The organism is Pseudomonas sp. EggHat1 (genome assembly GCF_014892995.1).
Lineage (GTDB): Bacteria > Pseudomonadota > Gammaproteobacteria > Pseudomonadales > Pseudomonadaceae > Aquipseudomonas > Aquipseudomonas chaetocerotis.
This window is the reverse complement of sequence record NZ_JACKQK010000004.1, coordinates 315,427-337,635: the sequence shown is the minus strand read 5'-3', so window position 1 is coordinate 337,635 and position 22,209 is coordinate 315,427. Positions and strand designations below refer to the sequence as shown.

At 63.3% G+C, this 22,209-nt stretch carries 22 protein-coding genes and 1 pseudogene; 15 read left to right on the top strand and 8 right to left on the bottom strand.

The features are described 5' to 3' along the window. Positions 1 to 251 precede the first annotated feature (251 nt). From INS93_RS24680 to INS93_RS09905, 4 genes and pseudogenes are all read left to right on the top strand, one after another. Positions 252 to 605 (top strand): annotated as a pseudogene (locus tag INS93_RS24680) (OmpA family protein); the annotation flags it as partial. A 143-nt stretch (positions 606 to 748) separates the two neighbouring features. Beyond that, positions 749 to 1,483 (top strand): OmpA family protein, encoded by a 735-nt coding sequence (locus tag INS93_RS24880; protein ID WP_192981362.1) that lies wholly within the window; start codon positions 749 to 751, stop codon positions 1,481 to 1,483. Positions 1,484 to 1,641: 158 nt separating this feature from the next. Next, positions 1,642 to 1,944 (top strand): DUF1145 domain-containing protein, encoded by a 303-nt coding sequence (locus INS93_RS09910; protein WP_192981359.1) that lies wholly within the window; start codon positions 1,642 to 1,644, stop codon positions 1,942 to 1,944. Next, complete coding sequence (locus INS93_RS09905; RefSeq protein WP_192981356.1) at positions 1,937 to 2,698, top strand: collagen-like protein; 762 nt, start codon at positions 1,937 to 1,939, stop codon at positions 2,696 to 2,698. The genes INS93_RS09910 and INS93_RS09905 overlap by 8 nt, the downstream gene beginning before the upstream one ends. A gap of 51 nt (positions 2,699 to 2,749) precedes the next feature. On the opposite strand, the gene INS93_RS09900 is transcribed toward INS93_RS09905, so the two are convergent. Beyond that, the gene (locus tag INS93_RS09900; RefSeq protein WP_160020533.1) at positions 2,750 to 3,214 is read right to left on the bottom strand and encodes a CopD family protein; all 465 of its coding nucleotides are present in this window, start codon (positions 3,212 to 3,214) and stop codon (positions 2,750 to 2,752) included. A 140-nt stretch (positions 3,215 to 3,354) separates the two neighbouring features. Between INS93_RS09900 and dinG the strand changes: the two genes are divergently transcribed. Beyond that, positions 3,355 to 5,499: an ATP-dependent DNA helicase DinG gene (dinG, locus tag INS93_RS09895; RefSeq protein WP_192981354.1), complete on the top strand. Its 2,145-nt coding sequence runs from the start codon at positions 3,355 to 3,357 to the stop codon at positions 5,497 to 5,499. A gap of 6 nt (positions 5,500 to 5,505) precedes the next feature. Here dinG and mnhG read toward each other — a convergent pair whose 3' ends face one another. Genes mnhG through mbhE form a run of 6 tightly spaced genes read right to left on the bottom strand, consistent with a single transcriptional unit; the run spans position 5,506 to position 11,266 of the window. After that, the gene (mnhG, locus tag INS93_RS09890; RefSeq protein WP_004423812.1) at positions 5,506 to 5,847 is read right to left on the bottom strand and encodes a monovalent cation/H(+) antiporter subunit G; all 342 of its coding nucleotides are present in this window, start codon (positions 5,845 to 5,847) and stop codon (positions 5,506 to 5,508) included. After that, on the bottom strand, positions 5,844 to 6,155 hold the full coding sequence (locus tag INS93_RS09885) for a monovalent cation/H+ antiporter complex subunit F (RefSeq protein ID WP_160020531.1): 312 nt from the start codon (positions 6,153 to 6,155) through the stop codon (positions 5,844 to 5,846). The genes mnhG and INS93_RS09885 overlap by 4 nt, the downstream gene beginning before the upstream one ends. Next, the gene (locus tag INS93_RS09880) at positions 6,152 to 6,649 is read right to left on the bottom strand and encodes a Na+/H+ antiporter subunit E (RefSeq protein WP_192981351.1); all 498 of its coding nucleotides are present in this window, start codon (positions 6,647 to 6,649) and stop codon (positions 6,152 to 6,154) included. The genes INS93_RS09885 and INS93_RS09880 overlap by 4 nt, the downstream gene beginning before the upstream one ends. Beyond that, positions 6,649 to 8,145: a proton-conducting transporter membrane subunit gene (locus INS93_RS09875; RefSeq protein WP_192981348.1), complete on the bottom strand. Its 1,497-nt coding sequence runs from the start codon at positions 8,143 to 8,145 to the stop codon at positions 6,649 to 6,651. The genes INS93_RS09880 and INS93_RS09875 overlap by 1 nt, the downstream gene beginning before the upstream one ends. Beyond that, a complete protein-coding gene (locus INS93_RS09870) occupies positions 8,142 to 8,546 on the bottom strand; it encodes a sodium:proton antiporter (protein WP_021488444.1) in 405 nt (134 codons plus the stop codon). Before INS93_RS09870 ends, INS93_RS09875 begins: the two co-directional genes overlap by 4 nt. Then, positions 8,546 to 11,266, bottom strand: coding sequence for a hydrogen gas-evolving membrane-bound hydrogenase subunit E (gene mbhE, locus INS93_RS09865; RefSeq protein ID WP_192981345.1), 2,721 nt, complete (start codon positions 11,264 to 11,266; stop codon positions 8,546 to 8,548). The genes INS93_RS09870 and mbhE overlap by 1 nt, the downstream gene beginning before the upstream one ends. A gap of 238 nt (positions 11,267 to 11,504) precedes the next feature. Between mbhE and INS93_RS09860 the strand changes: the two genes are divergently transcribed. The 3 genes from INS93_RS09860 (at position 11,505) to pdxH (ending at position 14,259) form a co-directional block, all read left to right on the top strand. Further along, positions 11,505 to 12,650 (top strand): serine hydrolase domain-containing protein, encoded by a 1,146-nt coding sequence (locus INS93_RS09860; protein WP_192981342.1) that lies wholly within the window; start codon positions 11,505 to 11,507, stop codon positions 12,648 to 12,650. Between the two features lie 226 nt (positions 12,651 to 12,876). Continuing rightward, on the top strand, positions 12,877 to 13,530 hold the full coding sequence (locus tag INS93_RS09855) for an OmpA family protein (protein ID WP_192981339.1): 654 nt from the start codon (positions 12,877 to 12,879) through the stop codon (positions 13,528 to 13,530). Positions 13,531 to 13,611: 81 nt separating this feature from the next. After that, positions 13,612 to 14,259: a pyridoxamine 5'-phosphate oxidase gene (pdxH, locus tag INS93_RS09850; protein WP_192981336.1), complete on the top strand. Its 648-nt coding sequence runs from the start codon at positions 13,612 to 13,614 to the stop codon at positions 14,257 to 14,259. Positions 14,260 to 14,314: 55 nt separating this feature from the next. Here pdxH and INS93_RS09845 read toward each other — a convergent pair whose 3' ends face one another. Next, positions 14,315 to 14,899 (bottom strand): TetR/AcrR family transcriptional regulator, encoded by a 585-nt coding sequence (locus tag INS93_RS09845; RefSeq protein WP_192981334.1) that lies wholly within the window; start codon positions 14,897 to 14,899, stop codon positions 14,315 to 14,317. A gap of 191 nt (positions 14,900 to 15,090) precedes the next feature. Here INS93_RS09845 and INS93_RS09840 point away from each other — a divergent pair, with 191 nt between their 5' ends. The 7 genes from INS93_RS09840 (at position 15,091) to INS93_RS09810 (ending at position 22,192) form a co-directional block, all read left to right on the top strand. Beyond that, a complete protein-coding gene (locus tag INS93_RS09840) occupies positions 15,091 to 16,359 on the top strand; it encodes an NADH:flavin oxidoreductase/NADH oxidase family protein (protein WP_192981331.1) in 1,269 nt (422 codons plus the stop codon). A gap of 78 nt (positions 16,360 to 16,437) precedes the next feature. Beyond that, positions 16,438 to 17,253, top strand: coding sequence for an oxidoreductase (locus INS93_RS09835; RefSeq protein WP_192981329.1), 816 nt, complete (start codon positions 16,438 to 16,440; stop codon positions 17,251 to 17,253). A 72-nt stretch (positions 17,254 to 17,325) separates the two neighbouring features. Further along, positions 17,326 to 17,952 (top strand): 2-hydroxychromene-2-carboxylate isomerase, encoded by a 627-nt coding sequence (locus INS93_RS09830; protein ID WP_160020521.1) that lies wholly within the window; start codon positions 17,326 to 17,328, stop codon positions 17,950 to 17,952. 5 nt (positions 17,953 to 17,957) lie between these two features. Then, positions 17,958 to 18,659, top strand: a complete 702-nt coding sequence (locus INS93_RS09825; protein ID WP_160020520.1) for an SDR family NAD(P)-dependent oxidoreductase — start codon at positions 17,958 to 17,960, stop codon at positions 18,657 to 18,659. Between the two features lie 221 nt (positions 18,660 to 18,880). Continuing rightward, positions 18,881 to 19,399, top strand: coding sequence for a ProQ/FINO family protein (locus tag INS93_RS09820; protein ID WP_192981328.1), 519 nt, complete (start codon positions 18,881 to 18,883; stop codon positions 19,397 to 19,399). A 109-nt stretch (positions 19,400 to 19,508) separates the two neighbouring features. Further along, complete coding sequence (locus tag INS93_RS09815; protein ID WP_192981326.1) at positions 19,509 to 20,639, top strand: sugar diacid recognition domain-containing protein; 1,131 nt, start codon at positions 19,509 to 19,511, stop codon at positions 20,637 to 20,639. Positions 20,640 to 20,824: 185 nt separating this feature from the next. After that, on the top strand, positions 20,825 to 22,192 hold the full coding sequence (locus INS93_RS09810; protein ID WP_192981324.1) for a GntP family permease: 1,368 nt from the start codon (positions 20,825 to 20,827) through the stop codon (positions 22,190 to 22,192). Positions 22,193 to 22,209: the final 17 nt, after the last annotated feature.

Below are 22,209 nucleotides of genomic sequence, written 5' to 3'. Positions count from 1 at the left end.
CCCTGATTCTGGCTAGCACCTTGCTGACCGGTTGCGCCGGCCTGCAGAAAACCGACTGGCCCACCTGCGCAGCTGTAGGCGGTGTTGGTGGTGCGGCGTTAGGGGCAATCGAAAGTTCTTCCTGGGCGGGTGGTGGTGCACTGGTGGGTGCCGGTATGGCTGCCGCCTACTGCTGGGTACACGGTGCCGAAGAGCAGCAGGTTGCTGTCGTCGAAGAAGTCGTTGTCGAGGAGGTTGTCGTTGCCGAACCGGCCGAGGCCGTTCGTGTCGAGCTGGACGTCAAGTTCGACTTCGACAAGGCTCAGGTCAAGCAGGAAAGCTATGGCGATATCAAAGCCCTGGCCGACTTCATGAAACAGTACCCGCAGACCAGCACTGTGGTTGAAGGTCACACTGACTCCGTGGGCAGCGATGCTTACAACCAGGGTCTGTCCGAGCGCCGCGCCAGTGCCGTGCGTGAAGTTCTGGTCAACCAGTACGGTGTAGAGTCCGGCCGCGTGCAGGCAGTGGGTTATGGCGAGAGCCGCCCGGTTGCCGACAACGCCACTGCCGATGGTCGTGCCATCAACCGTCGCGTAGAAGCCGAGGTCGAAGCTCAGCCGTAAGGCGCTTCTTCCAAGCCACGTCAGTTGTCACCCGCGAAGGCCCGACCGATTTCCATCGGTCGGGCCTTTTCTTGTATGAAATCCTGCTGCCGTCTTAACTCCTGTGATACCGGCCACATGCCGGTATCACAGGAGACACCGCCATGAGAATCCAGCTTTCGAGGGTTTTACCCTTTCTCCTGGTCAGCAGTGTTCTCTCGGGTTGTGCCACGACTTCCAGTACGGGAGACGCGCCGCTCAACCAGGGGAACTGGCCCCTGTGCAGTGCGATTGGAGCTTTGGCCGGTGGCGGCCTCGGCGCAATCGAAAGTTCCACCTGGGCAGCAGGCGGTGCGGTAGCCGGCGCTCTGCTGGGCACCGTCATCTGTTACGCGCAGGACGGCGACGAAGATGGCGACGCTGTGTTCGACCGCCGTGATCGCTGCCCCGATACGCCAGCGGGTACTGTTGTAGGCCATAACGGCTGCCCTTTGCCGCAGTACCCCGTCAGCGTTGCGGCCGAGCCGGCGATGGAGCAGCAGATGCAGGATGAGGTCATCGTACTCAGCGATCTGGGAAATGTACTGTTCGCGTTCGACTCAGCCGAGCTGACGGGTGAGGCGCGGCGCTTGCTTGCCGATGTCAGTACCCGTCTGACCGGCGCCAGTCTGATCGCAGTCAAGGTCGTCGGACATACCGATAGTGTCGGTTCTGATACCTATAACCAGGCATTGTCCGAACGCCGTGCACGCAGTGTTGCCGACTTCCTCGTCGCCCAAGGTGTGCCAGCCGGCAAGCTCAGCACGGAAGGCCGTGGTGAGAGCCAGCCGGTGGCGGACAATGGCAGCGATGCTGGCCGCGCACAGAACCGCCGCGTCGAGTTGTACGTTTCCCGTTGAAGCGAAGGGGCGCCCCACAGGTCATCGCAGACCTGGGGGCGTCGCTTCTGCGGCGGGCGACAGGTGAAGTCATGGAAAATAATCCCGCGCTCTGGTGGTCAGCGCCGCGACCGGTTAACGTGCTGCGCTATTAGAAAAACCAGAGCAAGAGGGCGGGGATGAAAGCATTATTGTGGGTGGGCAAGGCGCTGGCCTTGGCCTTCTGGTTGGTATTCGGGGCGGCGCTTGCCAAGCGTTTTGGTGCACCGTTCGAGCAACTCGTCTATCTGCTCGGGGCCTTTCTTGCGCTGCTGCATGGGGCGCAGTTGTGGCTGTTCTCTGGTCTTCTGTCCGGTCGCGCCAGCCCGTGGCTGGATCGTGTACAGATCCTGCTATTCGGCATTTTTCACCTCTACCCGCTGACGGCCGAGCGGGCGGGCGAGAGCCTGGTTGCAGCGCATGAGGAGGCTGCTCATGCGTAGTCTCGCTTTGTTGTTCTGCCTGTTCGCAGGTACGTCGTTGGCCGCTACGCAGGTCAAGGTGTCGCCCAATACCTTGATGCGTCTGCCGGTCGCCAGTAGCAGTCTGCAGCTCGAGCGGCTGGAGGTGGCGGACCAGGCGACTCTGATGATCCCGGCCACGGTGACCGAGTTGCGTATTGGCGAGTTGCTGATGGGCCGCGACGCGCGTATTGGCGTAGCGCCCAGCGATCAGCCGCTGCGTCTGCTAGTCGAGGATGCTGATATCGGTCCGGGCGCCTGGATCAGCGCCAAAGGTGCGGCCGGTACTTACACTCGGCCGGCTACTGCTGGGCGGGAAATCAATCTCAAGCTGCACAAGCTGACATTCGAATCGCTGACCCTCGATGTACGGGGTGGGCAAGGCAGGCCGGGTTATGCCGGGCTCGATGGTGCGCATGGCAAGCCAGGTGGTTGCACCTGGGGCCAGGCCAGTGCCGGCCATGATGGCCAGGACGGTACCGATGGCCATGAAGGCGCAGCAGGTGGCAAGGTGGTCCTTGAAGTGCCGCACCATGTCGAGGTCGAACGCATGCAGGTGTTGCTCGACGGCGGCGCGGGTGGTGCAGCCGGCTCGGCGGGGCGCCCCGGCCGTGGCGGTGCCGCCAAGGGCTGCTTGCTCTACGGCGTGGAGGGTGCGGCCGATGGCAAACCCGGTCAGCCCGGGCGCGAAGGTGCAGCGGGTCGCAGCGGTGCCGTGCAGGTGTTTCGTTTCTAGATAACCGTCGCTGCCTTCGTTTTCATGTGCAAACCAAGGCAGCCGCATCAATCAGAATGACGGACGCATGGCGGCCAGTGTCATCAGTGCCAGGCCGATCAGCAGGTTGCTGCCCACGACCTTGCGAATCCGCCCCAGCACTTCGCCGCCTGCAGGCCAGTTCTCGGCCTCCACGGCGCGCCGTAGTTGCGGCAACTGCAGTGCCTGAATACGCAGGAACAGGGCGAGCATCACCAGATACAGCCCCATCATGATGTGCACGTAGCGCGGCGCGGCGTCGAAACCGCTGTAGCTCATGTGCAGCATGCCCAGCCCGCTCAGTGGCAGGGCCGCTACCGCCAGCCAGACCCAGACGAAAAATCGCCTGAACACACTCAGCCACAAGCGCAGGCGCGCTGGCGGTTCCAGTATTTCGACCGCTGCCGGGCGCAGGATCATCCAGGCGAAGAACATGCCGCCAACCCAGACGACGGCGGCCAACAGGTGAAGTGCGTAGAGCGGTGCGTAGGGGGTCATGCGGTATCTCCGGAGGGGTCGTCTGGCAGCTCGGTTCATTCGATAGACACGCGAGTCAGCGCCAGATCGACAGGCGCGCTATGATAGCGGCCGCTCCGCGAATACTGAAAATTTATCCAGCCTTTTTCGTTTCAGAATCCATGCTCAGTACCGAACTCAAGTCCCAGATCCAGGGCGCCTATTCGCGCTTTCTCGAAGCCAAGTCGCTCAAGCCGCGCTATGGCCAGCGGCTGATGATCGCCGAGATCGCCAAGGTGCTCGGCACCATCAAGACCGATGACGAAGGCAAGCGTCTGGGCGAGCCGGCCGTGGTAGCGGTCGAGGCGGGCACCGGTACCGGCAAGACCGTGGCCTACAGTTTGGCCACCATTCCCACGGCCAAGGCCGCCGGCAAGCGTCTGGTGATCGCCACTGCCACCGTGGCGCTGCAGGAACAGATCGTGCACAAGGATCTGCCGGATCTGTTGCGCAACAGCGGCCTGAATTTCAGCTTCGCCCTGGCCAAGGGGCGTGGGCGCTACCTGTGCCTGTCCAAACTCGATCACCTGCTGCAGGACGGCGCCGCGCAGAGCGCCACCGCGCAGTTGTTCGAGGAGGAAGGCTTTCGTATCGATGTGGATGAACAGGGGCAGAAGCTGTTCACCGCGATGATCGAGAAACTCGCCGGCAACAAATGGGATGGCGACCGCGACAGCTGGCCGGAGGAGCTGGAGGACGTACGCTGGGCGCAGCTGACCACCGATCATAGCCAGTGCACCAATCGCCACTGCCCGAACTTCCAGCAGTGCGCCTTCTACAAGGCGCGCGAAGGCATGGGTAAGGTCGATGTGATCGTCACCAACCACGACATGGTGCTGGCTGACCTGGCACTCGGCGGCGGCGCGGTGCTGCCCGACCCGCGCGAAACCATCTATGTGTTCGACGAAGGCCATCACCTGCCGGACAAGGCCATCGGCCACTTCGCCCATTTCACCCGCCTGCGCTCGACCGCCGACTGGCTGACCCAGATCGACAAGAATCTGACCAAGCTGCTGGCGCAGAACCCGCTGCCAGGCGATCTCGGGCGGCTGATCGAGCAGGTGCCGGAACTGGCCCGCGAGCTGAAAACCCAGCAACAGTTCATGTTCGCCGCCTGCGAGCAGATCGCCGACTTCAAGGCCGGTGAAGACATGGAAGGCCGCGAGCGTCCGCGTCACCGCTTCGTCGGTGGTGTGGTACCGGAGCACCTGACCGAGCTGGGTCTGGAGTTGAAGAAGGGTTTTTCCAAGCTCAACGATCTGTTCACCGGCGTTACCGAGCTGCTCAAGGAAGCGATGGATGGCGAGGGCGCGGTGGGCATCGCCAGCCACCAGGCCGAGGAGTGGTACCCGCTGTTCGGTAGCCTGATGGCGCGCGCCAAGGGCAACTGGGAGCTGTGGCTGGCCTTCACCGCCGAAGACCCTGAGGAAAGCCCGCCCATGGCGCGCTGGTTGACCCTGGCCGAGAGCGGTGCGCTGTTCGACATCGAGGTCAACGCCAGCCCGATCCTGGCGGCCGAGACCTTGCGCCGCAACCTGTGGAACGTCGCCCACGGCGCCCTGGTGACTTCCGCCACGCTGACTGCGCTGGGTACCTTCGACCGCTATCGCATGCGTGCCGGGCTGCCCAAGGTGGCGGTCGCCGCCATCGTGCCGAGCCCCTTCCACCATGCCGACGCAGGCCTGCTGCGCGTGCCTGATCTCAAGGCTGATCCGCGTGAGGCAGCGGTGCATACGGCGGCCATCATTCGTGAGTTGCCGGGCCTGGTGGCAGGCAGTCGCGGTACGCTGGTGCTGTTCTCGTCGCGCAAGCAGATGCAGGACGTGTTCGACGGCCTCGATCGCGACTGGCGCAAGCGCGTGTTCATTCAGGGCAACCTGTCCAAGCAGGAGACCCTGAACAAGCACAAGGCGCGCGTCGATTCAGGTGAGGAAAGCGTGCTGTTCGGCCTGGCCAGTTTTGCCGAGGGCGTTGATCTCCCCGGCGCTTATTGCGAACACGTGGTGATCGCCAAGATTCCCTTCGCCGTGCCGGACGACCCGGTGGAGGCGGCGCTGGCCGAATGGATCGAGGCACGCGGTGGCAATCCGTTCATGGAGATCGCCGTGCCGGACGCTTCGCTACGTCTTGTGCAAGCCTGTGGTCGCCTGCTGCGCACCGAGGCCGATCGCGGCACCATCACGCTGCTGGATCGGCGTGTGGTCACCCAGCGCTATGGCAAGGCGATTCTCAACGCGTTGCCTCCATTCCGTCGGCAGATCGACTGATCGAGCCTATTCGCCACCCCTGTTGCGTTGCTCCAGCTCATCGCCCAACCGCCCCAGCGTCGGCCGAATGCCGGCGCGGTGAGCGGCGCGGGCGATGGCGTGAGCGGCCAGCGGGGCGCTGGCCAGCAGAATCAGCAGGCCGATAAAGGCCTCCAGCGCCAGTTCGCCACTGCTGGCCAAGGCCACTGCGCCAAGTAGCAATACGGCGCCGAGCACGCCGGCCTTGCTTGCCGCGTGCATGCGGCTGTAGCTATCGGGTAGGCGCAGTACGCCAATTGCGCCGAGCAGAGAGATCACCGCACCGCTCAATACCAGCAGCGAAGCGAGCCAGGCTTGTACTTCGTTCATGGGCGCTCCTCGCTTTTTTCCGGCATCTGGCTATGGGCGTCATCGAACAGGAAGGCAAAGGCCGCCGTGCCGAGAAACGACACCAGTGCCAGCAGCACGGCGACGTCGACGAACAGTGCTTCGCCGCGCATCAGGCACAGCAGCGCCATGGCAGCGACCGCCAGCAGGGTGAGGGCGTCGATGGCCACCGCGCGATCCGGGCGACTCGGCCCACGTAACAGGCGATACAGCGTGATCAAACCGCTCAGTGCGAGCAAGGCAGCAGCCAAGGGCAATACCCAGGCTGCTCCGGCCAGGTGCAGGGTCATGGCGTTGCTCCTTCGGCTTTGCCGGCGTCGAGCCAGGCCAGCAGACGGCGTTCCAGCTCGATGAGGATGTCGGTCACGTCCTCACGGCGACGGACATCGAGGGTATGGATATAGAGCAGGCCTTGCTCCTCGTCATAGTCCAGGGCCAGGGTGCCGGGGGTCAGGGTCAGCAGCGTGCCGAGCAGGGTGACCTTGTCCGCTTCCCGGCGGGTCACCGGGTAGGCCAGCACTGCCGGTTCCACCTCGACCCGGCGCGCCAGTATCAGCGTGGCGACCTGGTAGGTTGCAAGAAACACCTGGGCGATGAACCACAGGCAGAAACTGACGCCATGCTCCAGGCTGCGTGCGTAACGGCCCAGACGCTGGACTGCCAACCCCAGCAGGCGAGCGCTCAGGTAGAGCAGGGCGAAGGCCAGCAGAGCGCCGCCCAGATGACCGGCACCGAGGCTCCAGGCCAGGCCAGCGCTGGCCAGCAAATGGATGAGAAACAGCATCAGATACCTCCTGCGCCGGTAAAGGGTTGCAGATAGGCCTGCGGGTCGGCGAGCTGCGCTGCTGCAGCCACGGCGTAGTCGATCAGCGGGCCGGCGCCCAGGCCGATCAGCACGGTCAGCAGCGCCAGGGCACTCATCCCCAGCCAGGCCGCGCGTATGCCGGTAACCGCTTGCAGCGCCTCTTCACCTTCTGGATGAGGCTTGAGAAAGGCTTCGTTCCAGATCTTGTTCATCGACAGCAGAGTGAACACGCCGGTCAGCAGGGCGATGCCCGCCGCCCACCAGGCAGCGGCATCCAGGCTGGCCTTGACCAGCAGGAATTTGGCCCAGAAACCGGACAGCGGCGGAATGCCCGCCAGCGACAGCGCGGGAATGGCGAACAGCAGTGCCAGCCAGGGCATGCGCTTGTAAAGCCCGCCCATGTCGGCCAGGCGCTCGGAGCCGCAGATGCGTGCCGCCAGGCCGCCGATGAAGAACAGGTTGGCCTTCACCACGATATGGTGGATCAGGTAGAACACCGCGCCGGCCAGCGCCAGCGGGGTGGCCAGGGCCAGGCCGAGGATCATGTAGCCGACCTGGCTGACAATGTGGAACGACAGGATGCGCCGTACCTCGGTCTGCGCCGCCGCACCCAGCACGCCCACCAGCATGGTGGCACAGGCGACCCACAGCAGCAGTTGATGCGGCAGGCCGTACTCCGGCCAGAGCAGGGTCACCATGCGGATCAGCGCGTACACGCCGACCTTGGTCAAGAGCCCTGCAAACATCGCCGAAACCGCTGTCAGGGCAACGTGGTAGGTGGCCGGCAGCCAGCCGAATACAGGGAACAGCGCGGCTTTTATGGCGAATGACAGCAGCATCAGCAGCAGCGCCGGCGTCACGCCCGGTGGCGCCTCACCGCTGCGCATGATCACCGCCAGTTCACCCATGTTCAGCGTGCCGCTGGCGCCGTAGACCAGGCCGGCGGAGAGCAGGAAGATCAACGTGGCGAACAGGTTGAGGGCCACGTAGGTCATGCTGCCGGCCAGCCGGCGGCTGCCGCCGCCGAGCGCCATCAGGGCGAAGGAGGCGATCAGCAGCACCTCGAACCAGACGTACAGGTTGAAGATGTCGGCGGTGATGAAGGCGCCGCAGATGCCCGTCAGCAGGCCCTGGATGAACAGGTGGAAGTCGCGGCCGATCGTGCTGTCGTTGTCCTTGGCCACGCCATAGAGCAGGGTGACCAGCGCGACCAGGGCACTGATGGCGATCATCACCGCCGACAGTCGATCAATCACCAGGCTGATGCCGAACGGCGCCTGCCAGTTGCCCACCTGACCGCTGAGCACGACGCCCTGCGCGGCCTGCCAGACCAACACCAGGCCGACAGTCAGCAGCAGGGCTGTGCCACTAAGACTGAGCACGCGCACGGCCAGCAGGTGGCGGCGCAGGATGATCGCCAGCAGCAGACTGCACAGGGGCACGAGGATCGGCGCAACGAGTAACGCGTGATTCATCGGCGAGCCTCCGCACCATTGGCGTCGTGTTCATGCTCGCTGTCGTGCCAGTCCGGCGCCGGTTGTTCGGTGATCGAACTGACCGAGTCGGTGGTCTTGTCGCCATGCAGTTCGCGGGTGCGCTTGAGCAGCGCCAGGGCAAAGATGAACAGGCTGAAACCGATGACGATCGCGGTCAGCACCAGTGCCTGCGGCAGCGGGTTGGCGGTGCTGGCAGCGTTGCCAGCCTCGACGAATGCCGGGCGCTCGCCGAAGAAACGTCCGGCGGTGAGCACCCCCAGGTTGATAGCGTTACCCAGGACCACTACGCCCAGCACGACGCGCTTGAGGTTGCGGTCCAGAAGCATCCACAGGCCCAGACCCGCCAGGCCTCCGGTCGTGATTGCGGCTAACCATTCCATTACTGGCGAACTCCCGTCAGCTTGTCGATCATGTGCATGGCAGAGCCGAACACGGTGAGGAATACGCCAACATCGAAGAGCAAGGGCGTGCCCAGCGGCAGCCCGCCGGGGAAGGTCCACAGGCCGGTCAGAAATGCGTTGCCCGCGATCAGGCCAAGAATGCCTGCACCCGCCGCGCAGCCCAGGCCGATACCGATCAGTTGCGCAGGCGCAATGGGCAGCACTCGGCGAATCTGCCCGTGGCCGTAGGTCAGCACCAGCAGGATCAGGCCGCAGGCCGCCACCAAGCCGCCAATGAAACCACCACCAGGCAGGTTGTGGCCGCGCCACAGCACTAGTAGCGAGGCGGCCAGCATCAGCCAGGCCAGTGGGCGCAGGCCCTGGCGCAGCAGCGGCGAGGTGAAGGCATCTTCACCGCTATGCTCGTTACCGAAGCGCCGACCGGTGCTCAGCAGGCTGGCCGCCGCCAGGGCAGAGAGAGCGACCACGAGGATCTCGCCCAGGGTATCGAAAGCGCGGAAGTCCACCAGGATGACGTTGACCACGTTATGCCCGTGACCGCCCGGCAGGCTGTTGGCCTGATACCACTGCGCGATTTCGCCCGGCAGTGGCAGGCTTACCGCCAGCAGCAGGGCGCCGGCCACGCTGAGACCGAAAAGGATCGCCACACTGGCGTGCAGGCGGCGCTTCCACGGGGCGCGTGCGCCGCTGGCTGGCACCGTGGGCATCTTGCGAAACACCAGGGCCAGGAAGATCAGGCTGAGGGTTTCCACCATCAGCTGGGTCATCGCCACGTCCGGTGCATTGACCGAGACGAACACCAGCGCCAGGCCCAGGCCGCAGGCACCCAGTGCCGCCAGCAAGGTAAGCCGGCCGGGCAGGAACGCCGCTGCCACGCCGCCAGCCAGTGCCAACAGGCAGCCGGCCAGACCCAGTGGCGAGATCGGGCTGTAGCTGGCCTGCAGCAGTTGCGGCAGAGCAGGCACCAGGCCTACCGCCAACAGGCCGCCGACCGCCAGGGCCAGCAGTACCAGATGCTGACGCAGCGAGCCGTGCTGGAAGCGGGCGGCAAGCAGCCCGGCGAAGTGGAACACGCGTTTGAGCAGACGATCCCAGATCAGGTCGCCACTGACGTTCCAGGCTGCGTTGGCGCGATCGAGCAGCCGCCTGACGCGGTCGCGCATCACGTAGAACAGCACGCCCAGTGATACGGTCAGCAAGCTGGCCAGCAGCGCAGGGGTAATGCCGCCCCACAGGTACAGGTGCACATCCACCGGGCCGCGCGCCACTGCCTGCACCGCGTTATTCACCAGCCAGGTTTCCGGCCAGGCATTCCAGGCGCCGAGCAGGAAACCGCCGATGGCCAGCAGCATCGGTCCCAGCCACATCGGTAAACCAACTTCATGTGGCGTGCGCGGATAGTCGCCGCGCTTGCCGAGGAAGGTCTGCACAAATACCAGGCCGGCAGCAGCGAAGAGCAGGGCGTTGGTGAGAATCATCACCAGCGTCACCGCCCAGCCGATATGACCCATCTCGATCAGGCCGGTGTACTTGAACTCCTTGGCGATGAAGCCGAAGAACGGCGGTAGCCCGGCATTGGAGAATGCTGCCAGGGCCACCGCCGCGCCAGTCATCGGCATGAAGCGGATCAAACCGCCCAGGCGCGCCAGCTCGCGAGTGCCCGTGGCGTGGTCGATGGCGCCGACCGCCATGAACAGCGCACCTTTATAGAGGGAATGCGCCACCAGATAGAGCACGAACGCCTGCAGGCCATAGCTGGTGTTGGTGCCGATCAGCATGGTCAGCTGGCCCAGCACGGTGACCGTGGTGTAGGCCAGCAAGCGCTTGAGATCGGTCTGGCGGAAGGCCAGGAAGGCGCCGAGCACCGCAGTGGCGGCGCCGAAGGTGATCAGCAGGGTGCCCCAGCCGACGGAGCCACCGAGTACCGGGTTGAGACGAGCCAGCAGGTAGATGCCGGCCTTGACCATGGTCGCCGAGTGCAGATAGGCCGACACTGGCGTCGGCGCGTTCATCGCGTTGGGTAGCCACAGATGGAAGGGCACCTGCGCCGATTTGGTGAAGCAGCCCAGCAGAACCAGGGCAATGATCGCCGGCAGCAGCACATGGCCTTCGATCTGCTCGGCGCTGAGGTTGGAGAACTGCCAGTTACCCGTCGCGCCACCGAGCAGGATCAGCCCTGCCAGCAGCGCCAGGCCACCGCCGCCGGTGATCAGCAGCGCCTGCAATGCCGCGCGGCGCGATACTGCTTTGTCGTGTTGAAAACTGATCAGCAGAAAGGAGGCGATACTGGTCAGCTCCCAGAACACGAACATCGCCACCAGGTCGTCGGCCAGCACCAGGCCGAGCATCGCCAGCATGAACACCAGCAGGTAGGCGTGAAAGCGGCCGAGGTGGGCGTGGCTGGACAGATAGCTGCCGGAGTACAGCACGATCAGACTGCCGATGCCGCTGATCAGCAGCGCGAACAGTAGCGAGAGACCGTCCAGGCGCAGGCTCAGGTTGATGCCCAGCGCCGGAATCCAGCTCAGGCTCTGCATCACGCTGTCGCCGCCGGCTATCAGCGGAATCTGTTGCACGAACCAGATGAAGGCCACCAGCGGCGCCAGCATCAGCAGCCAACCCGTGCGAGCGCCCAGCAGACGCGTCAGGCCGGGTGCCATGATGGCAGCCATGGCGAGCAGGGACAGTAGGTAGAGCACTCGTTTCTCCTGTGCCGAGCATCGAATCCAGGGCCGCGCGATGATCACGCCTGCCCCTGGAGCCGGCGTTTGCCGGTCTGACACGGGAGGCAAGGTCATCGCTCATACCAGGCCGCGCTTTTTTCAGCATAGAAAAAACCAATCGAAGATCGCTATTTTATGAAGTTTCAGAACATTGCATGATAGGCGGCTGCCATTGTCGGCAGCATCTGGCCAAGCGGTGACACGGGAGAACAGCGTGCAGATTCAGGGCTATTTCGACTTGCGCTTCGAGACGGTGAGGGACGCATTCGCCGCTTTGTTCGATGACGCGCAGGAGCGGGGCGCGGCCCTGTGCGTGAAGGTCGGCGGGGAAACCGTGCTCGACCTGTGGGCCGGGGTCATGGACAAGGACGGCCAGCAGGCCTGGCACAGCGACACCATCGCCAATCTGTTCTCCTGCACCAAACCCTTCGCTGCCGTCGTCGCTCTGCAACTGGTGGGCGAAGGCAAGCTCGATCTGGATGCCCCGGTTGCGCGCTACTGGCCTGAGTTCGCAGCAGCCGGTAAGCAGCGCATCAGCGTGCGTCATATGCTCTGCCACCAGGCAGGGTTGCCTGCGTTGCGCCAGACACTGCCTGCCGAGGCGCTGTACGACTGGCAAACCATGACCTGCGCGCTGGCAGCTGAAGAACCCTGGTGGCCGCTGGGCGATGGTCATGGCTACGCGCCCATTACCTATGGCTGGCTGATCGGTGAGCTGATTCGTCGTGTCGAAGGCCGTGGTCCGGGCGAGAGCATCGCCGCCCGCATCACCAGGCCACTGGGGCTGGATTTCCATGTCGGCCTGGCTGACAGCGAGTTCGAGCGCGTCGCCCATATCGCTCGCGGCAAGGGCAATCTCGGCGACGCCGCAGCGCAGCGCCTGCTCAAGGTGATGATGAGCGATGCCACTGCCATGAGCACACGCTCGTTCACCAATCCGCCGTCGATCATGACCAGTACCAACAAGCCCGAGTGGCGGCGCATGCAGCAACCAGCCGCCAATGGGCACGGCAACGCGCGCAGCCTGGCGGGCTTCTATGCCGGTCTGCTCGACGGCAGCCTGCTCGATGCCGACCTGCTGGGCGAAATGACCCGTGAGCACAGTGTCGGTGAAGACAAGACCCTGCTGACCCGCACGCGTTTCGGTCTGGGCTGCATGCTCGATCAAGCTGATGTGGCCAACGCCACCTATGGTATGGGGGCAAAAGCCTTCGGTCATCCCGGTGCCGGTGGTTCCAGTGGCTTTGCCGACCCGGAACGGGACCTGGCATTCGGCTTCGTCACCAACAATCTAGGACCGTTCGTCTTGATGGACCCCCGCGCGCAGAAACTTGCGCGCCAGATTGCGGACTGTATCTGATTGAAACGGCTAAACTTGCGCCAACCGTTCAGTACCAACCATAACAGGCCGTTGAAAAACGTAGGCGAGGCAGCCAGTGCAAGGCAAAAACGGGCGAAAAAGCGGAGTTTACGAGCTGTAAATGAGCATTTTGAGCCTGTTTTTAACGCAGCAATGGCAACGCAGGTAGTTTTTCAACAGCCTGATAACGAATCGACCATTAGATCTGTTTGACCTCGGGGGCTACATGCGCGCCAACAAGATTTTTGCCTTTACCTGCTGCCTGCTGATGGCTGGCTGTGCCGGCTCGGAAAAGAAGGAAGCCGCCAAACCGGCGGTTATGCCGCCGCCTCAGGTAACCCGCGCCTGGCTCGACGAATACGAGCCAAAACTGCGTGAAGCGGTCAAGGGTAGTCAGTTCGAGTTCGAGCGTCGTGAGAATCTGTTGGTGGTGACTGCGCCGGTGCAGAGCTCCTTCAATCCTGATCGGCCGCACATGCTGGTGCCAGCCAGCCTGGGGCCGATCACCCGCGTGGCCAAATTGCTGGAAACCGATGAAGACATCGCGGTGGTGGTTCTTGGCCATGCCGATAGCAGCGGCAATGCTGCGCTCAACCGTGACCTGAGCCAGCAGCGCGCGCGCGCCGTGACGTCCATCTTCCGTCTCAGCGGCCTCAAGCAGAATCGCCTGCAGGTCATGGGCCTGGGCTCCGATATGCCGCGTGCTGCCAATGACAGCGCCGCTGGCCGTGCGCTCAACCGCCGTGTGGAAATCCTCCTGACTTCGCGTGACACCATGCAGGGCCTGATCGCCAAGTACAGCCAACCGGCCAAGCCGGAGCTCAAGGATGCGCCCAAGGTAGCTGCCGCAGATCAAGGAAAAGTGAGCAAGTCGGAGTAAGCTTGCGGGCATTTCCACCCTGCGCGGGCAGGCACTAGAAACCAGGCGGATTGGTTTCAGGCTCTGCCCTGAGGAATTGCCATGACCCAAACCTTGGCCGATATGCGCCGTGACTACACCCGCGACGGCCTGAGTGAAACCCAGGCCCCGCTGGAACCCTTTGCCCTGTTTCGCCAGTGGTTCGATGACGCGGTGAAGACCGAGCAACTGCCGGTCGAGCCTAACGCCATGACCCTGGCCACCGTCGATGAAGAGGGCCGCCCGCACTGCCGGGTGCTGCTGCTCAAGGGGCTCGACGAACGCGGCTTCACCTTCTTCAGCAACTACGACAGCGCCAAGGGTCGGCAACTGGCGGCACGCCCGTTCGCCGCGATGACCTTCTTCTGGCCCAGCCTGGAACGTCAGGTGCGTATCGAGGGGCGGGTTGAGCAGGTCACCCCGGCCGAATCCGACGGTTACTTCCAGGTACGCCCGCTGGGCAGCCGCATTGGTGCCTGGGCCTCGCCGCAGAGCAAGGTGATCCGCGACCGCGCCGAGCTGGAGAACCTGCTGGCGGAAACCGAAAAACGCTTCCAGGGCCAGACACCGCACTGCCCACCGCACTGGGGCGGCTACCGCCTGCTACCGGAGCGCATCGAGTTCTGGCAGGGTCGCCCCAGCCGCCTGCACGACCGCCTCAACTACCGCTTCAAGGGCGAGGCCTGGATTCGCGAACGGCTGGCGCCCTGACAGCCAGGCCGGCGTAGCGAGCGCGTCGGTCGGCTGCTTCCACGCTTCTGGAGCGTTACCCAGTCGTCATCTGAGCTTCACGCGATTCAAGAATGGCTGTGCGACAGGTCTGCAGAATTTCATCCGCCAGTGGGGAGTCATCAGGGCAGGCCCGGGACAGAACGAGTGCACCCAACGCATGGGCAACGGTGTCAATTGTCCGAGCCCGAGCGTGCCGCAGTTCCTCTTCATTGCGAGTCCCCCCGGTGGCCAGCAGGTCGGCCAGCATATTTTCGAGCCCCGTGGCGAACGTCGCCTTGATCGCATCAGGCTGTCGCGCCGCATCACCACTCAGAGCCGCCAGGGTGCAACCGCCACTGCGGTCATCGCGATGCTCACGCGAGAGGTAGTGGCTAATGAAATCAGCCATGTCCACGCCGTCCATCAGTGACCTGGTCTTGGCGACCCCGCACGCGGCAGCTTCTGCCATCAGCTCTGCCTTGGAGGCGAAGTGTCGATAGAACCCACCATGGGTGAGGCCGGCAGTCGCCATCAACTCCGCCACACCTATGCCGTCGTAACCGCGCTCACGAAACAATGTGCAGGCGGTTTCGACGATGTGGGCTCGATTTGCCTCGACCTGTGCCTTTGTAACCTTCATGCCCGGCTCCTCTTTCTGCCGACATCGACACGGCAAGAATACATTGATGCTGATCATCATCAAAACATTTGACTATTTTGATTATGGTCATAATCATAAATTCCGTCATCTTCGGAAAGCGCTTCTGGCGCCCTAAAGACCAAGAGACTTGCTGGCGCATTTTGCTCATCTCATTCTCAGGTAGCCTTCACATGTCCCAATCTGCCTCGCTCAGCACAAACTTCCTGGCGCAACAACTGCGCCTGCCCAGCGGCAGCCTGTTGCGCAATCGCCTGGCCAAGGCGTCCATGAGCGAGGCGCTGGGCACCTACGACAACCGTCCGACCCTGGGGCTGGTCACGCTTTACCAGCGTTGGGCCACGTCCGGCATTGGGCTGATCCTGACCGGCAACGTGATGATCGATCGGCGTGCACTGGGTGAGCCGGGTAACGTGGTCATCGAGGACGAGACGGACTTGCCTGTCCTGCAACAATGGGCGCGCGCCGCCACCGAGCAGGGTGCGGCTATCTGGGTGCAGCTCAACCACCCCGGCAAGCAAGCGACCAAAGGCTTGAACACCCGTAATATCGCGCCATCGGCGGTGCCGTTTCGCGAAGACATGGCGGCGTTCTTCGAAACGCCTGAAGAAGCCACCGCCGAAGAAATTCAGGACATCATCGAGCGCTTCGGCCGCAGTGCCGCCATCTGCAAGAAAGCGGGTTTCAGCGGTATCGAAATCCATGGCGCGCATGGCTACCTGATCAACCAGTTTCTCTCGCCACACCACAATCAACGCACAGATCAATGGGGAGGCTCGCCGGAGAACCGCCGCCGCTTCCTGCTGGCCGTCTACGCCGAGATCCGTCGCCAGGTGGGCGCCGACTTCCCGGTGGCGATCAAGCTCAATTCCGCAGACTTCCAGCGCGGTGGCTTTACCGAAGAAGAGTCGCTGGCAACGATTCACGCGCTTGTCGATGCGGGCATCGATCTGATCGAGATATCGGGTGGCACCTACGAGGCCCCAGCCATGAGCGGCGCACTCCAGGAGCAGAAGAAGGCCTCCAGCATGGCGCGCGAAGCCTACTTCCTCGAGTTCGCCGAGAAAGTACGCGCTGCGGTGCAAGTCCCGTTGATGCTGACCGGTGGGTTTCGCAGTGCCGCTGGCATGAATGCCGCGCTGGCTTGCGGTGCAGTGGATGTCATTGGCCTGGCACGGCTGCTGGCGATTGACCCTGACGCGCCGGCTGCACTGCTGCAGGGAAAGGACAGCGCACACCAGGTGCACACCATCAAGACAGGCATCAAGCCGGTCGATCGCATGGGGCTGATGGAGATTCTCTGGTACTCCCTGCAACTCAAGCGAATCGCCAAGGGTGGCGAACCGCGTGCCAACGAGAGTGGCCTGCTGGCGCTCGTGAAGTCGCTGGCCATGAGCAGCTGGGGCACCTATCGCACCCGACGCTTGCGTGCGCGTACTTAAGACAATCACTCAGCGAAAACCTTGATTGCAACAGCTCGCCGAGCGGTTGCCGCACTAGCTCACGCATAAGGTACTGCCATGACTTCCAAAACCCCCATCGCACTGGTCACCGGCGCTTCATCCGGCATTGGCGAAGCCACGGCCAAACGGCTGGCGCAGGCTGGCTACAAGGTTTATGGCACCAGCAGGCGCGCAACCCAGGCCGCGCAAAGTGCCGTCACGATGCTAGCTCTCGATGTCACCGATGATGCGTCCGTATCGGCGGCGGTCAGCGAGCTGATCCGGCTTGAAGGGCGTATCGATCTGCTGGTGAACAATGCCGGTTTCGGCATTGCCCCGGCCGGCGCAGAAGAAAGCTCGATCGAGCAGGCTAAAGCGCTCTTCGATACGAATTTCTTCGGCATTGTGCGCATGACCCGCGCTGTTGTCCCGCACATGCGTCGCCAAGGCAGTGGCCGGATCATCAATATCGGCTCGATTCTGGGCGTCGTGCCCATGCCTTACATTGCGCTGTATGTCGCCAGCAAGCACGCCGTAGAAGGCTATTCGGAAGCCCTTGATCACGAACTGCGCACGCGCGGCATTCGCGTTGCAGTCATCGAGCCGGCCTTTACCAAGACCGCATTCGAGGCGAATACCATCGAGCCCGATGCCACGCTCGACGAGTACCACAGCGTACGTGCAAGCCTTGCCAAGGTGTTCAGCCAATCGATGGCAAGTGCCGATGATCCAGATGTCGTGGCCAAGGTCGTGGTCAAGGCAGCTAGCGCCGCGCGCCCCAAGCTGCGTTACCCCGCGGGTGTCGCCGCTGGCCGCCTGAGCCTGCTGCGCGCCTTCGCGCCTGCGGGGATTCTCGATGCCGGCATCCGTAAAAGCCTGCAGCTCAATGACTAAACCGCTGCAGACACTGGATAGCCACAAACATTCCCGGCGGGCGCGTTCGACTGCTCCCCGGACCCGGCGCGGATGAAAAGACTCGCGCTTTCATACTGCACCCACAGGAGCTCGCACATGACGCAAACCGTTGAGTTTTTCTTTGATTTCGTCAGCCCCTACAGCTATCTGGCGTATAGCCAGCTGGACAGCCTGCCAGCGGACATCAGCCTGCGCCCCATGCATGTTCTGAGCGTTATGAAGGCCGTTGGCAATACGCCAACCACCGTCACCTGCTCCGCGAAAGGTCGTTACGCCGCTGCTGATCTCGCGCGTTGGGCGCGCCGCTATGGCGTGGTGGTCAAGCGTCCGGATATGCGCGCCATGAACAACGCTGCCTGCGCGCGGGCCGTGCTTGCTGCGCCGTCCAGTGAGCTCGCATGGCAGATCACCACTGCGTTGTTCAATGCCTGCTGGCGGGATGGTCAGACCCTGACCACGACTGCTGAAGTGCTCAGCGTGCTCGCAGCGGCAGGCATCGAAACGGCGGGCCTGGCCGGTCTGATCGATGCACCGGAAACCCTTGAACAGTTGGAAAAAAACAACCAGGAAGCGGCCGAGCGCGGCGTCTTTGGGGCGCCGAGCTTTCTGCTCGGCGAGAGTTTGTTCTTTGGCAATGATCGACTCGATTTTGTTCGCGAACAGTTGGCAGGAGCTTAACCATCATGACTACAGCTACTCAGCAACCTCTGGCGCTGATTACCGGCGTTGGCCCGGGCGTCGGTTCATCCCTGGTTCGTCGTTTTGCCGAGAGCGGCTATCGCGTTGCGATGATCGCCCGCGATACCGCTCGATTGGCCGAACTTCAGGCCGAAGTGCCCGGCGCCTTTGCCATGCCCTGCGATGTCACCGACGTAACGGCGCTCAAGCAGGTGATCGAGCAGATTGGCGTGCCGCAAGTTGTGGTACACAACGCGGTGGGCGGCTCCTTTGCCCCCTTCCTGGAGACCGATCCGCAAACTCTGCGCCGCAATTTTGAAGTCAACACCATGGCGCTGCTGAACCTCGCGCAAATGGTGGCCCCGGGGATGATCGAGGCAGGCGAGGGCGCCATCGTCGTCACCGGTAATACCTCGGCGCTGCGTGGTTCACCCAACTTTGCCGGGTTCGCGCCAACCAAGGCCGCGCAACGCATTCTCGCCGAGTCGCTGGCCAGGGACCTGGGGCCCAAAGGGGTCCATGTGGCGTATCTGGTCATCGATGCCGTAATCGATGTGCCCTGGGCCCGAGAAATGTACAGCAACGCGCCGGATGATTTTTTCATCCAACCCAAGAGCATCGCCGCTGAAGTCTTTCACTTGGCACATCAGCCCAAAGATGCCTGGACCTTTATCTCCGAAGTGCGCCCCTATCGCGAGAAATGGTAGTAGCGCAGGAACGGCATGAATCGGCCGGGGGCGTGCCCTTGATAGCGGTTGCCTTTGGCCTGTTGCTGCAAAGTCATGTAGCGAAAGCGGCCCTCCACAAGTCTCTCAAACGCCTGCCCATCACCTACCATCGAGCATGCCAGCTGCCAATAAGGCTGTACGAAACGAGCACATGAGATACCCTTGCGCGACGAACCAACCAGGACGCTGCGAACCGAACGATGGGTTTTGAACAATTAGCCGAGCTACGTGACCGCCTGCGCGCCGAGAAGCAGCAGGTACAGCAGGTAAAAACCGAAAGCGCGAAGCCGCAAAAGCGTAAGGCGCCGCCCAAAGCCAAGCCGCGCGAGCAGGATCCTACCGTCGAGGCGATCTGGCGGTTGCAGAAGCACTTCCCCTTGGCCTTCCCGGTCAATCCGGCGCCCAAGGTGCCGTTGAAGGAAGGCATTCTCAAGGATGCCGAGCAGCATCTGCAGTTGCTCGGTATCACCAGTGAGCAGCTCAAGGCGGGTATTGCCGCCTGGTGCCGTGGCGGTCGCTACTGGGCTGCGATGACGGAAAATGCACCGCGTCTGGATCTGCAAGGCCAGCCCGTTGGCGTGGTGACGGCGGCGCAGGCGCTGCATGCCAGGCAGCAGGCCAGGCGGCACCGTGCCGAGGCTCGGCGCAATCAGGCCAAGGCAAAAGCGCCAGCGGACGACAAGGTCGCCGAGAGCGTTGAGCAGCCAAGCGCGGAGTAAGCCCACTGGCAGCCTGATGGTTTTCAGGCTCGCTGGCGTCTCGATGGCCGCATCGTGAAGCGCCGCTGATCGGCCTACAATGGCGGCCTCACTCGCGAGGCCGCTTCCGATGCTCGAACTCGACTCCACCCTGGCGCAGCATATCGTCGACCGCGCCATGGCCATCCTGCCGCACAACATCAACGTGATGGATGCGCAGGGCATGATCATCGGCAGCGGCGACCCCAGCCGCCTGCACACCCGTCATGAAGGTGCGCAACTGGTGCTGGCCAACCGGCGCGTGGTGGAGATCGACGCTCAGGCAGCGGCGTGCCTGCGTGGCGTCAAACCCGGTGTCAATCTGCCGTTGCTGCATGCCGAGCGCCTGATTGGCGTGCTCGGTATCACGGGTGATCCCGAGGTCGTGCGGCCTTATGCCGAACTGGTGCGCATGGCTGCGGAGATGCTGGTCGAGCATCGCGTTCTGCAATCCGAACGGCACTGGCAGCGGCATCAGCAGGAAGCCTGGTTGCGACAGCTGCTCGACCCCATGCTGCGCCTGTCCAGTCTCGAGGTCGATGCCGAACGCCTGGGGCTGCAACTGACCTGGCCGCGACAAATGTGCCTGCTGCAACTCGATGGTGAGGGCGATCCGCTGCCGCGCCAGGCGCGTCTGCTCGCCGCTCTGGGGGGCAAGAGTGAACATCTGGTAGCGCCGCTCGGGCGTCACGAACTGCTCTGGTGCCGACCTTACAGCACCACGCGCGATGATCGTGCCTGGCTCCTGCAGGCTGACGAACGCGAGTGGGGCGTGAGCTCGCTTGCGCTCAGCGATCCCCTGCATGATCTGACCGAGCTGCGCCAGGCCAGCCTGGCTCTGCGCGATCTTCAGGCCTACGGCCAGGCGCGTTTCCCCGGTCGTCGCCTGCTGCGTCTGGACGAGTTGCGCCTGCCGACGTTGCTCTATGCCCAGCGCCACAGCTGGTTGCTGCAGGGCTGGCTGGCACCCTTGCGTCAGGTGCTGACGCAGGACTCACAAGGCACGCTGAGGGCCACGCTGGAAGCCTGGTGCGCGCATGACGGCCAGGTGCAAGCCTGTGCGCAGGCGTTGGGCATTCATCGCAATACGTTGCGCTATCGCCTGGAGCGCATCGCCGAACTCAGTGGCCTTGACCTCAATCGGCTGGATCAGCGCCTGCAGCTATCCTTGGGGCTGGGCTTGCTGGAACCCACCGGGACGGCTCAGTTGAACGCTCGGTAATCTGCTCCCGTTGGTGGAGGCGGGCCGATGGCTTTGTGCGATTGCACAGCCTCCTGGGCTTGGCTTTGGCTGTTTTAGTGCTAGCGCACAGGGCGAGGCTGGGGTTGGCTGAGCCACAATGTGGCGCCTCTCGGCATTCCCATCCGGGCCCTGCGCCCGCCATAACAACAATGAGGAGACTGGTCATGGGCCTGGTCCTGATTCTGGTGGCACTGATCGCGTTCATCGTGCTGTCCACTACCCGTTTGAAATTGCACCCCTTCCTGGCATTGTTGGCCGCTGCGCTGATCGCCGGTTTCGCCTACCAGCTGCCCGGCGGCGAAATCATCAAGACCATGACGGCCGGCTTCGGCGGCATCCTCGGTTACATCGGTATCGTCATCGTCCTCGGCACCATTATCGGCGTGATCCTCGAGCGCAGCGGTGCTGCCATCACCATGGCCGAGACGGTGATTCGTCTGCTGGGCCAGCGTTTCCCCACCCTGACCATGTCGATCATCGGCTATCTGGTATCGATTCCGGTGTTCTGTGACTCCGGCTACGTCATTCTCAACTCGCTGAAGAATGCCCTGGCCGCCCGCATGAAGGTGTCCGTGGTGGCCATGAGCGTGGCTCTGGCCACCGGCCTGTACGCCACTCACACCTTCGTGCCACCAACTCCCGGTCCGATTGCTGCGGCCGGCAACCTGGGCCTGGAAACCTCGCTGGGTCTGGTGATCCTGGTCGGTTTGCTGGTCGCTGCGGTCACCGCCGTGGCCGGTATGCTGTGGGCCAACCGTTTCCTCAAGCAGAACGACCACGAATTGCTGGAAGAAGCGCCGAGTGAACTGCTCGCCGATAACGTCGATTTCGATGCGCTGCGTGCCCGCTATGGCAAGCTGCCCAGCGCCTGGCAGGCATTCTCGCCAATCTTCGTGCCCATCATCCTGATCTGCCTGGGCTCGCTCGCTGCTTTCCCGAGCAAGCCCTTCGGCACTGGCGCATTCTTCGACGTGCTGAGCTTCCTCGGTCAGCCGGTTGCCGCGCTGCTGGTAGGCCTGGTGCTGGCGTGCTCGCTGCTCAAGGGCGAAGGCAAGCGCCAGCAGTTCCATGACTATGTCGCTCATGGCCTGAAAGAGGCGGCGCCGATTCTGCTGATCACCGGTGCTGGTGGCGCCTTTGGTGCCATTCTCAAGGCCACCGCGCTGACCGGCTACCTGGGCGACACCCTGTCGGCGCTGGGTATTGGCCTGTTCATGCCGTTCCTGGTGGCTGCCGCGCTGAAGAGCGCCCAGGGTTCCTCCACCGTTGCCCTGGTCACCACCTCGGCGATGGTTGCGCCACTGCTGGGCAATCTGGGGCTCGACAGCGAGATGGGGCGCGTGCTGACTGTAATGGCTATCGGCGCCGGTGCAATGACCGTTTCTCACGCCAACGACAGCTTCTTCTGGGTCGTGACCCAGTTCAGCCGCATGAAAGTGGCGACCGCTTATCGCGCCCAGACCATGGCGACCCTGATTCAGGGTATCGCCGGTATGGCCGCTGTCTGGTTGCTGAGCCTGGTTTTGCTGTAATCCCGCTTTGCCGGCAG

Coding starts and splice junctions, on each gene's coding strand:
- INS93_RS09880 (WP_192981351.1), bottom strand. CDS start 6,649: ATGCTGTTTCTCATCCATTTGCTGGCCAGCGCTGGCCTGGCCTGGAGC.
- INS93_RS09820 (WP_192981328.1), top strand. CDS start 18,881: ATGGGTTTTGAACAATTAGCCGAGCTACGTGACCGCCTGCGCGCCGAG.
- INS93_RS09845 (WP_192981334.1), bottom strand. CDS start 14,899: ATGAAGGTTACAAAGGCACAGGTCGAGGCAAATCGAGCCCACATCGTC.
- INS93_RS09810 (WP_192981324.1), top strand. CDS start 20,825: ATGGGCCTGGTCCTGATTCTGGTGGCACTGATCGCGTTCATCGTGCTG.
- INS93_RS09905 (WP_192981356.1), top strand. CDS start 1,937: ATGCGTAGTCTCGCTTTGTTGTTCTGCCTGTTCGCAGGTACGTCGTTG.
- pdxH (WP_192981336.1), top strand. CDS start 13,612: ATGACCCAAACCTTGGCCGATATGCGCCGTGACTACACCCGCGACGGC.
- INS93_RS09885 (WP_160020531.1), bottom strand. CDS start 6,155: ATGACCCTGCACCTGGCCGGAGCAGCCTGGGTATTGCCCTTGGCTGCT.
- INS93_RS24880 (WP_192981362.1), top strand. CDS start 749: ATGAGAATCCAGCTTTCGAGGGTTTTACCCTTTCTCCTGGTCAGCAGT.
- INS93_RS09910 (WP_192981359.1), top strand. CDS start 1,642: ATGAAAGCATTATTGTGGGTGGGCAAGGCGCTGGCCTTGGCCTTCTGG.
- INS93_RS09855 (WP_192981339.1), top strand. CDS start 12,877: ATGCGCGCCAACAAGATTTTTGCCTTTACCTGCTGCCTGCTGATGGCT.
- INS93_RS09835 (WP_192981329.1), top strand. CDS start 16,438: ATGACTTCCAAAACCCCCATCGCACTGGTCACCGGCGCTTCATCCGGC.
- INS93_RS09870 (WP_021488444.1), bottom strand. CDS start 8,546: ATGGAATGGTTAGCCGCAATCACGACCGGAGGCCTGGCGGGTCTGGGC.
- INS93_RS09830 (WP_160020521.1), top strand. CDS start 17,326: ATGAAAAGACTCGCGCTTTCATACTGCACCCACAGGAGCTCGCACATG.
- mnhG (WP_004423812.1), bottom strand. CDS start 5,847: ATGAACGAAGTACAAGCCTGGCTCGCTTCGCTGCTGGTATTGAGCGGT.
- INS93_RS09815 (WP_192981326.1), top strand. CDS start 19,509: ATGCTCGAACTCGACTCCACCCTGGCGCAGCATATCGTCGACCGCGCC.
- INS93_RS09840 (WP_192981331.1), top strand. CDS start 15,091: ATGTCCCAATCTGCCTCGCTCAGCACAAACTTCCTGGCGCAACAACTG.
- INS93_RS09900 (WP_160020533.1), bottom strand. CDS start 3,214: ATGACCCCCTACGCACCGCTCTACGCACTTCACCTGTTGGCCGCCGTC.
- INS93_RS09825 (WP_160020520.1), top strand. CDS start 17,958: ATGACTACAGCTACTCAGCAACCTCTGGCGCTGATTACCGGCGTTGGC.
- INS93_RS09875 (WP_192981348.1), bottom strand. CDS start 8,145: ATGAATCACGCGTTACTCGTTGCGCCGATCCTCGTGCCCCTGTGCAGT.
- dinG (WP_192981354.1), top strand. CDS start 3,355: ATGCTCAGTACCGAACTCAAGTCCCAGATCCAGGGCGCCTATTCGCGC.